This window comes from Yinghuangia sp. YIM S10712 (genome assembly GCF_051388935.1).
Classification (GTDB): domain Bacteria; phylum Actinomycetota; class Actinomycetes; order Streptomycetales; family Streptomycetaceae; genus Yinghuangia.
In genome coordinates this window covers 1-9,429 of record NZ_JBPKBI010000048.1, presented here as the reverse complement: position 1 = coordinate 9,429, position 9,429 = coordinate 1, and the positions used below count along the sequence as shown (strand labels likewise).

Sequence of the window (9,429 nt, the reverse complement as noted above, 5' to 3'; positions counted from 1 at the left end):
CCGCCGCAAACGCCTCCGCGAACACCGGAAACGCCCCGCACAACCCCAAACCCATCCCCACCCGCTGCGTACCCTGACCGGTGAACACCACGCCGAGCGCTCCCTCGCCGACCACGCCGCGCACGACACTCGGCGCGGGCATGCCTGCGGCCAAGGCCTCCAGGCCGGCGCCGAGTTCGCCGGGCTCCGTGGCGGTGACGACAGCGCGGTGCTCGAAGTGGGTGCGTGAGGTCGCCAGCGACCAGGCCACGTCGGCGGGCCGCATCACGTCGACGCCGAACGCGCTTAGCTTCGCGGCCTGTTCGCGCAGTGCCTCCGGGGTCCGCCCGGTGACGATCCAAGGGATTGCCGGCAGCCGGGTCGCCGACTCCCCGTCGGCGGAAGCGTCAGGGGCCGGTATGCCTTGCTTGTCAAGCCGCGGTGCCTCCGCCAGCACGACATGGCAGTTGGCACCGCCCATGCCGAACGAGCTGACTCCGGCGATCCGCTGTTCGGCGTCGCCCGGCCACGGTCCGGTGTCCTGTTGGACCGTCAGGCGGAGCTGCTCCAACGGGATGTGGGGGTTGGGAGCGGCGTAGTTGAGGCTTGCGGGAATCTCACCGTGCCGCAGCGCGAGGGCGGCTTTGACGAATCCGGTGATCCCCGCGGCACCTTCGAGGTGCCCGATGTTGGTCTTGACCGAGCCCACGACAAGGGGCGGCGCGTCGCCGCGCGGGGTGCCGAGCACGGCGCCGAGCGCGGCGGCCTCGATCGGATCGCCCAACGGCGTGCCCGGTCCGTGGAGTTCGACGTACTGGACCTGTTCGGGGGTGACGCGGGCGCGACGGTACGCGGCCCGCAGGAGGTCTTCCTGGGCGCGGACGCTCGGCGTGGTCAGGCTGCTGCCGGCTCCGGTGTTGACGGCGCTGCCGCGGATGACGCAGATGACGTCGTCGCCTGCCGCGAGGGCGGCGGCGAGGGGCTTGAGCAGGACGGCGGCGGCGCCTTCGCCGCGCACGTATCCGTTGGCGCGGGCGTCGAACGTGTAGGAGCGGCCGTCCGGCGACATGCCGCCCCACTTGGCGGAAATGACCGAGGTGTCGCACAGCAGGCTCACGTTGACGCCGGCGGCGACGGCCGCGTCGGCCTCGCCCCGGCGCAGGCTCTCGCACGCGAGGTGGACGGCGACCAGCGACGACGACTGACCGGTGTCGACGGTCATGCTCGGGCCGTGCACTCCGAGGAAGTACGACAGGCGGTTGGCGAGGATGCTGCGGTGCACCCCGGTGAGGGTGTGCTGGGTGGCGGCGTGGACGGCGTCGCGGTAGACGAGGTGGGCGTAGTCGTCCCAGATGGAGCCGACGAAGACGCCGAGGCGGCTGCCGCGCAGGGTCGCGGGAACCACGCCGGCGTCTTCGAGTACCTCCCAGCCGAGTTCGAGGACGAGCCGCTGCTGCGGGTCCATGAACGCGGCTTCGCGCGGCGAGATGCGGAAGAACGCGGGGTCGAAGAGGTCCAGGCCGTCGAGGAACGAGCCGTGCCGGACGTGGAGGCGTCCTGGGGCCGCGGGGTCGGGGTCGTACAGCGCGTCGGCGTCCCAGCGGTCGGCGGGGACTTTGGTGACGGTGTGCCGGCCGCTGCGCAGAAGTTCCCAGAACGCCGCGGGGGTCGGGGCCTGCGGGTAGCGGCAGGCCACGCCGACGACGGCGATGGCGTCGTCGGGGTCGGGGTCGGGGAAATGTCCGTGACGGGAAGTCGCGGCCGCGTTGTCGTTTACCGCCATTGCACGTCCTTAACACCGCACCACTGGATTCCTCGGTTTGCGCCCCCAGCGTCATGCGCGCCCGGCCGACGGTCAACCCCTATCGCATTTCCTCGGCGAAACCCCAGCTCAAGCGGCTCCCCCCGGAACGCCGAAGGAGGCAACCCCTAATATCCTTCGGTGCAGGTCAGGGGCATTTTCGGCGACCAATCGGAAGTGCCGTGTGCGATATTGTCTGCGCGTCCCGAAACCCTCGGCCGACGCGTAATCCCCGGGCTGGGACATGCCCGTTTCCACCCTGTTTCGAACGACCAATTCACTCGCGGTTACAGAAGGGTATTCGCATGGCCCGAATATCACGGCGCGGTCTGCTGGCGGGAGCCGGCGGCGGTGCACTGGCTCTCACCGCGGCCTCGACCACCGCGCTCGCGGGGCCGTCCGCCGCGGCGGACGCCCCGGCGCAGGACGCGGCGCTCGCCGCCCAGCCGGACGCGGCGTCGATCACGCCCGGCGACCCGCGTTACGCGGACATCACCACGCGCGGCTACAACAAGCGCTTCGTGGCCGTACCGGAGCGGGTACGCATCCCCGGCTGCACCGCGCATGTGGTGCGCGCGGTGCAGGAGGCTGTGGACGCCGGCAAGCGCATCGCGATCCGCTCCGGCGGGCACTGCCTGGAAGGGATCGTCGACGACCCGGCGGTCAAGGTGATCATCGACTTCACCGAGATGCGGGCGGTGACGTTCGACCCGCTCATGAGCGCGTTCGCCGTCGAGCCGGGGGCCACGCTCGGGACGGTGTACCGGACGCTGGACTACCGGTGGGGCGTGACGCTGCCGGGCGGGGTGTGCCCGCTGGTGGGTGCGGGCGGGCACATCGTCGGCAACGGGTTCGGCGCGCTGTCGCGGCAGCACGGCCTGATCGCGGACCACCTGTACGCGATCGAGATCGTCGTCGTGGACGCGTCCGGCACCGCGAAGTCGGTGGTGGCGACACGCAATTCGTGGGACCCGAACCGCGAGCTGTGGTGGGCGCACACCGGAGGAGGCGGGGGCCACTTCGGGGTGGTGACCAAGTTCTGGATGCGTTCCCCGAACGCCACCGGGTCGGACCCGGCGCGCCTGCTCCCGCCGATCCCGAAGGCGCTGATGACCGGCCGGGCCGTGTGGAACTGGTCGGACCTCGGGGAGGCGGCGTTCGTTCAGGCCGCCAAGAACTTCGGGGAATGGATGGAGGCGAACAGCGCGCCCGGTTCGGCGACCAACGCGGTCCACGGGGCGTTCAGCGCGCCGCGCAAGGAGCGCGGGCAGGTGATGGTGGTCGGCCAGCTCGACCCGTCGGTGCCGGGCAACGAGGCCGTGCTGAACGACTACTTGGCCGCGATGGGCCGCAACGGTGTGCCGCGTCCGCAGATCGTCAAGTCCGGTGTGCTGCCGTGGCTGACCACCACGATCAACGCACCAGACTCGTCGGTCGCGCAGGGGGTGCTCGGCCCGCCCCGCTGGAAGAGCAAGGTGGGGTTGCTGAAGAAGAAGTACTCCGACGACGTCGTGTCGACGGCGTACGGGTACCTGACGCGCAGTGACTACACCCACCCCGCGGCCGGGTTCTCGCTGACGACGTACGGCGGGCAGACCAACGCCCTCGCGCCGGACGCGACCGCGACGCCGCACCGCAGCGCGATCATGGCGGCCGGCGTGTTCAACGCGTGGGACGTGCCGGCCGACGACGCCCGGCACGTCGAATGGAACGCGTCGTTCTACCGCGACCTGTACGCGGCGACCGGCGGGGCTCCGGTGCCGAACGACGTCAACGACGGGTGCCTGGTGAACTGGCCGGACCTCGACATGGCCGACCCGGCGCTGAACTCCTCGGGCGTGCCGTGGTCGACGCTCGCCTACAAGGAGAACTACCCGCGTCTGCAACGGATCAAGGCGAAGTACGATCCGCTGAACGTCTTCCGCCACGCGCTGTCCATCACGGCGCCATGACGCGGCCCGAACTCCGCGACTGAGGACCGGAATTCGCGCACGACGCCCCGAACACCCGGGCGGAGCCCGTCGGTCCGCGCCGTCCCCGCTCCTCGGAGACGGCACGGGACCCACGCGACCAGCAGGCAGGGCACGGGCGTTCGTTCGCCAGTGCGGGGCCTGAGAGCGAAGTCGTGTGGGAGCCGTGCGGTCAACCGTGCACCAGCACGGGTTTGACCGTACGGCCCTTTTCGGCGTCGTCGGCAGCCTGTTCGACGTCCGCGAAGGGGTAGGTGCGGATCAGCCGGTCGAAGGGAAACAGACCGGCGCGGTGCAGTTCCAGCAGGCGCGGTATGAACAGCGCGGGCACGACGTCGCCCTCCAACACGCCCTTCACGGTGCGTCCCATCAACCCGACCATTCCAAGCGAGACTTCGCGGCCGGTGCCCGCCGAGCCGACGAGTGCCGCGGTTCCGCCCATCGCCAGCGCGCCGACCGCGGCGCGCAAGGTCTCCGGCAGACCGACCGCGTCGACGGCGAAGTCGACGCCGCCGGTCTCCGCGCCGATGGCGGCGGCCTTCTCGGCGGGGACGACGTCGGTGGCGCCGAGCTCGCGCGCCAAGTCGAGCCGGTGCGGGTGCAGGTCGACGGCGATGATGCGCGTGCATCCCGCGATGCGCGCGGCCATGACCGCGGCAAGGCCGACCGCTCCGGTCCCGAACACGGCGATGCTGCTCCCGGGCGGCGGACGCAACGCCTCCAGTACCGTCCCGGCGCCGGTCTGGAAGCCGCAGCCGAGCGGGCCGAGAAGTTCGAGAGGGGCGTCGCGGTCGACGCGGACAACGCCGCGCGCCTGCACCACGGCGTGGGTGGCGAGCGACGATTGGCCGAAGTAGTGCGCGTGCAGCTCGCGTCCGTCGCCGTCGCGGTAGGCGGTGCTNCTGCACCACGGCGTGGGTGGCGAGCGACGATTGGCCGAAGTAGTGCGCGTGCAGCTCGCGTCCGTCGCCGTCGCGGTAGGCGGTGCTGCCGTCTCGGCGCCGGCCGCGCAGGTTGAGCGGTGGGAACGCGACGCAGTGCATGGGGTGGCCGGTCAGGCACATGCGGCACGTGCCGCAGTGGGCCGGCGCGAGAACGACGTGGTCGCCGGGCTCCAGGCCGGCCACCGCCGCGCCGACCGCCTCGACGACGCCGCTGCCCTCGTGGCCGAGGACGACCGGCGGCGCCGGCGGCAGGACGCCGTCGCGGCTGAGCAGGTCTGTGTGGCACAGCCCCGTTCCGGCCAGCCGGACGAGCACTTCGTCGGGGCGCGGCGCCTCCAGGGTGATCCGCTCGATCAGGAACGGGCCCCCCTTGTCGCGGATGACGGCCGCCGCGGCGCTGTGTGCCGTAGGCGGTGACGCGCTTGTTGTCTGCACTGCGTTTCCCCCGGAGAGCCGGCGCGGACGCCGCGCGGGGCGGCGAGTTGCGTACGCGAGCCGCCTCGCCGCGGCCGCGGGTCAGCCGCGCGGTCCGGCGCCTCGGCGGAGCCGCGGGGGGTCAGCGGACCCCGGCATACCGCTCCGCGGTGGCGACGCTAGCCGATTCCGGCCCCCGCGGCCTCCCTTATACAGCCCCTACCGAAGCGCGGCTACGCTGCCCGGGAAGTAGGGGTCCTGCGCCGTTACGCTCTGCCGCAGCGCGCGCCGGGGCTTCGGCTCATTCTCGTCCGCCCGCACCGCGTCGGCACCGGATGCCGGCCGTCTCACGCAAGCCCCCGCCACGACTTCTCCACAACCGTCAAACACGGCGCAAAATCGCCCCCGAGATCACTGAATCCGAAATTCCGCTTGGCGCCCGGCAGTTTCGTCATCAAGAATTTACGACGTGTTGGGCAGCAGTCGTTCACACTGCTCAGAGTGCGTGTCGCCCGGATCTGCAACAGTACGCCGTGGTGTACGCGGTTGTGCCGGGAGAGGGCCGATGGCAGGATTGCGAACCGATAACGGAAGACGAGTCGAGCAGCAACGGAAAAGCAGATCATGAGGTGACCGCGCAGTCAACAGACACCCGTAAGGGATGTAAGGAAAGCAGGCCGCGCGCACCTAGCGGAAAGACCACACGGCGAAATGTAATTTCGCGCCATCCGAGGCAGGTATCGAGAAACACGCGTGCAACTTTTCGGGGGATCACAGAAATGCTCGTGGAACGCGAAAACCACCTGGCGGCACTGCGCGGCATGTTCGCCGAGTGCCGGGGCGGGGCCGGCCGCATCGTGGTGGTCACCGGCCCGGTTGGCGGCGGCAAAACCGAGTTGGCACACACTTTCACCGCCCGCTGCGCCTCGTCCGGAGCCAAAATCCTCGGCGCGGTCGGGTCGCGCGGCGAACGCAACGTAGGGCTGGGCGTCATGTGCCAGTTGTTCTGCTCCGCCAAACTCGCCCCGGAGCAGTCCGAGCGGGCCCGCGAACTCGTCGACGCGTTCCACGCCCGCGACGAGCACACCGACCGCGTGCTGCACCAACTCGCACTCACCCTGCTGCACACCCTGCTGCCGGCCGAGGCCCCCGCCGTGATCGTGGTCGACGACGCGCACTTCGCCGACGAGCCGTCCCTGCGGTGCCTCACCTCGATCGTCCGGCGGCTCCGCTCGGTGCCCGTCATGCTGGTGCTCACCCAGGCCGAGCGACCCTGGCCCACCAATCCCGCGTTCCACGCCGAGCTCCCGCCCGAACCGGTGTCGCGCCGGATGCGCCTGACCCCGCTGTCGCCGCGCGGGGTGCGGGCCCTCGTCGCCCACGAATGGAACCTCCCCATGGCGCGCCGGCTGGCTCCGGCGCACCACACGCTGACCGGCGGCAACCCGCTGCTGGTGCGCGGCCTGATCGAGGACAACCGGGGGCTGCCCGCCGACGACGAGCCGGTCGTCGGCGGCGCGTACACCCAGGCCTTCGTCAACGCCCTGTACCGGTGCGAGTCGTCCATGCTGAGTCTGGCCCGCGCCGCCGCGGTGCTCGACATGTCGACCGACCTGCACCTGCCCGCGCGGCTGGCGGGCCTGGACGACGAGGCGGCGCTGCGCGCCGCGGCGACACTCAACCGCAGCGGCCTGCTGCACGCCGGGCGGTTCCGCCACCGGCAGGCCCGCGCGGCCGTGCTCGACGACCTCGGCGACGACGAGCGGCGCGGCCTGCACCTGCGCGCGGCCCGCGTGCTGCGCCAAGAGGGCGCCACGGCGACCGCCGTGGCCGCGCACCTGCTCGCCGCGCAGGCGACCGACGGCGCCCACGACATCCCCATGCTCCTGGAGGCGGCCGAACAAGCTCTTGCCGACGGCGACACCGACACCCAGCTACGCTGCCTGCGGCTCGCCCAGAGCACCGCGGATTCCGCCCGGCAGCGCGCCCGCACCACCGCCGCCCTCGCCGCCGCGGAGTGGCGTGTCGACCCGGCGATCGCCTCCCGGCACACGGCCGAACTCCTCGGCCACGCGCGCCTCGGCCACCTGACGCCCGCCGAAGCCCTCGCGCTCGCCGACCGGCTGCTGTGGTTCGGCCACGAGGCCGAGGCCGTCGAGACGCTGCGCCTCATATGCCGCTCGTCCACCCCGCCGGACCCGCGCACGGCCGCGAAGCTGCGCGCGATGGCCGCGTTTCTGCGCAATGGCTTTCCCGACTCCGCTTCCGGCGTCCACGCGGCGGTCCCGCGCACGCCCGAGACCAACGTGCGGCAACTGGCCGACCCGTACGGCCGGGCCACCGGCGCCCTGGCCGACGTCCTCACCCACGCCACCCGCGCGAACGGCGTCGCAGCCGCCGAGCAGATGCTCAAGGGAACGCGCCTGGAGGAGGCGACGCTCGCACCCGTCTGCGTCGCGATCCTCGCCCTGCACCTGGCCGACCAGCAGTGCGCGGCCCGCTCGTGGTGCCACCTGACCCTCGACTCCGACGCGGTCGCGAACGCCCCGACATGGAACGCGATCCTCACCTGCCTGCGCGCCCGGATCGCGCTGCGCCAGGGCGACCTGCCCGCCGCCGAGGAGTTCGCCCGCGCGGCGCTGTCGATCCTGCCGGTGCGCAGTTGGGGTGTCTCGGCCGGCTTCCCGCTGGGGGTGCTCATCGACACACTCGTCGGGCTCGGCCGGCTCCACGACGCCGCGGAACACGTCAACACCCCGCTCCCGTCGGCCGCGCTGGAAGCCACCCCTGGCCTCGGCTACCTGCACGCCCGGTCGCGCTTCCACCACGCCGGAGGGCATTTCGAGGCCGCCCTCGCCGACGCGCAGACCGCGGGGGAACTCGCCGCGCGCTGGCACATGGACCACCCGGCGCTGCTCGACTGGCGCACCGAGGCCGCGCGCACCGCGGCGCGCCTCGGGCTCACCGGCCAGGCCCGCGAGCTCGCCCACGACCAACTCGCCCTCCTCGGCCCGTCCGACGTACGCGTCCGCGCACGCACCCGCCATGTGCTCGCCCTCATGGAGGAGGGCCAGGCGCGCACCGACCTGCTGCACCAGGCGGTTCAGGAACTGCACGACTCCCCCGCCCGCCTCGAACTCGCCCACGCGCTCGCCGACCTCGGCCGCGCACAGCAGGCGCAAGGCCTGCTGGAAACCGCGCGCCGGACATTCACCGAAGCCCGCCGCCTCAGCCGCCAGTTCGGCATCCCGGCGCTGATCGCGGCCCCCGACGCGCCCGCGGAGGCCCCCGCGGCCATCCTCCTCAGCGACGCCGAACTACGCGTCGCCGTCCTCGCCGCGCAGGGCCACAGCAACCGGCAGATAGCCGCGGAGCTGTTCGTGACGGTCAGCACCGTCGAGCAGCACCTGACCCGCGTCTACCGCAAGCTCCGCGTCCACAGCCGCTCGGACCTCCCCCTATACCTCCAGACGGCCCTCGCCGACTCCGCCTGACGCCAAGGCAAGCCCCACCCGCCCCCGCCGTCGGCCCGTCCCCGGAAGTCACGTCGCCGCGCCCCGACGTCTGTTTCTGCGCAGGAGGCATGCCCCCGCCGCAGGGTCACCGCCCAGCGGACACCTGTGGAAACGCAATATTTCGCGGCGCGGTACGAGCGACACCGGCGGCCACGTGACAAAGGCGCCGTACGCATTCAGCCTCGCGGGTCAGTGGCAGTTACCGAGCCGGTTCGTCGGGCGGTCGTTGCCGGTGGCGCCCAGGTCGTCGGACCGGGCGGCGTCGACGCGTGGCCACTGCGCCGTGGGGCGTCCGCTCTCTCCATCCCACGACGGCGGCCAGTCCGGGGCGCCGGCCAGCGTCCGCGTGGCCTGCCCGAGGCGCGGCCAGCCGTCCGGAGACTCCTCCCACTCCTCTTGGCGCCCGTACACCGTCAGATCCATGAGCGCGTAGCTGTAGTCCACAACCTCGGCACCGCGGCGTTTGGTCCAGTACGTCTCGAAGACTCGGTCGCCGTCGCGCAGGTAGCACACCAGGTGGAACAGGCCGAGCTCGCGGCCGGCAAGCAGTGTTTCGAGGGAGGGTTGGGCGGAGTACCACGGCATGTCCCAACCCATGAAGGCGCGGTAGCGCAGGCTTTCGTCGTACGAGGCTTGTGCGTCGGCGAAGCCGTAGGCGGTGTTCCGCCCCTGGGAGAACACGGCGAAGGTGATGTCGCGGGAGTGCAGGTACGCCAGTTCGCCCACGTGGCTCATCACTGTCAACGCTCCCTGAAATTTGACCCCTTGCGGGTCTCGGAAAATTGACCCCCAGCGTCGGTTCAGTG

At 71.8% G+C, this 9,429-nt stretch carries 5 protein-coding genes and 1 pseudogene; 2 read left to right on the top strand and 4 right to left on the bottom strand.

Translation table 11 applies throughout. From position 1 onward, the window contains the following. Nucleotides 1-1,762, bottom strand: a 1,762-nt coding sequence (locus ACRX5W_RS32875; RefSeq protein WP_436792060.1) for a type I polyketide synthase, incomplete at its 3' end; no start/stop codon positions are given. A 323-nt stretch (nt 1,763-2,085) separates the two neighbouring features. On the opposite strand from ACRX5W_RS32875, the gene ACRX5W_RS32870 reads away from it, so the two are divergent. After that, complete coding sequence (locus ACRX5W_RS32870) at nt 2,086-3,732, top strand: FAD-binding oxidoreductase (protein WP_436792059.1); 1,647 nt, start codon at nt 2,086-2,088, stop codon at nt 3,730-3,732. A gap of 190 nt (nt 3,733-3,922) precedes the next feature. Here the strand turns inward: ACRX5W_RS32870 and ACRX5W_RS32865 are convergent, their stop codons facing one another. After that, complete coding sequence (locus tag ACRX5W_RS32865; RefSeq protein WP_436792058.1) at nt 3,923-4,570, bottom strand: zinc-binding dehydrogenase; 648 nt, start codon at nt 4,568-4,570, stop codon at nt 3,923-3,925. Between the two features lie 229 nt (nt 4,571-4,799). Beyond that, a pseudogene (locus tag ACRX5W_RS32860) lies at nt 4,800-5,009 on the bottom strand (alcohol dehydrogenase catalytic domain-containing protein); the annotation flags it as partial. A gap of 878 nt (nt 5,010-5,887) precedes the next feature. Here ACRX5W_RS32860 and ACRX5W_RS32855 point away from each other — a divergent pair. Continuing rightward, nucleotides 5,888-8,602 (top strand): AAA family ATPase, encoded by a 2,715-nt coding sequence (locus tag ACRX5W_RS32855; RefSeq protein ID WP_436792057.1) that lies wholly within the window; start codon nt 5,888-5,890, stop codon nt 8,600-8,602. Nucleotides 8,603-8,812: 210 nt separating this feature from the next. Here the strand turns inward: ACRX5W_RS32855 and ACRX5W_RS32850 are convergent. After that, nucleotides 8,813-9,429, bottom strand: a 617-nt coding sequence (locus ACRX5W_RS32850; RefSeq protein WP_436792056.1) for a DUF899 family protein, incomplete at its 5' end; no start/stop codon positions are given.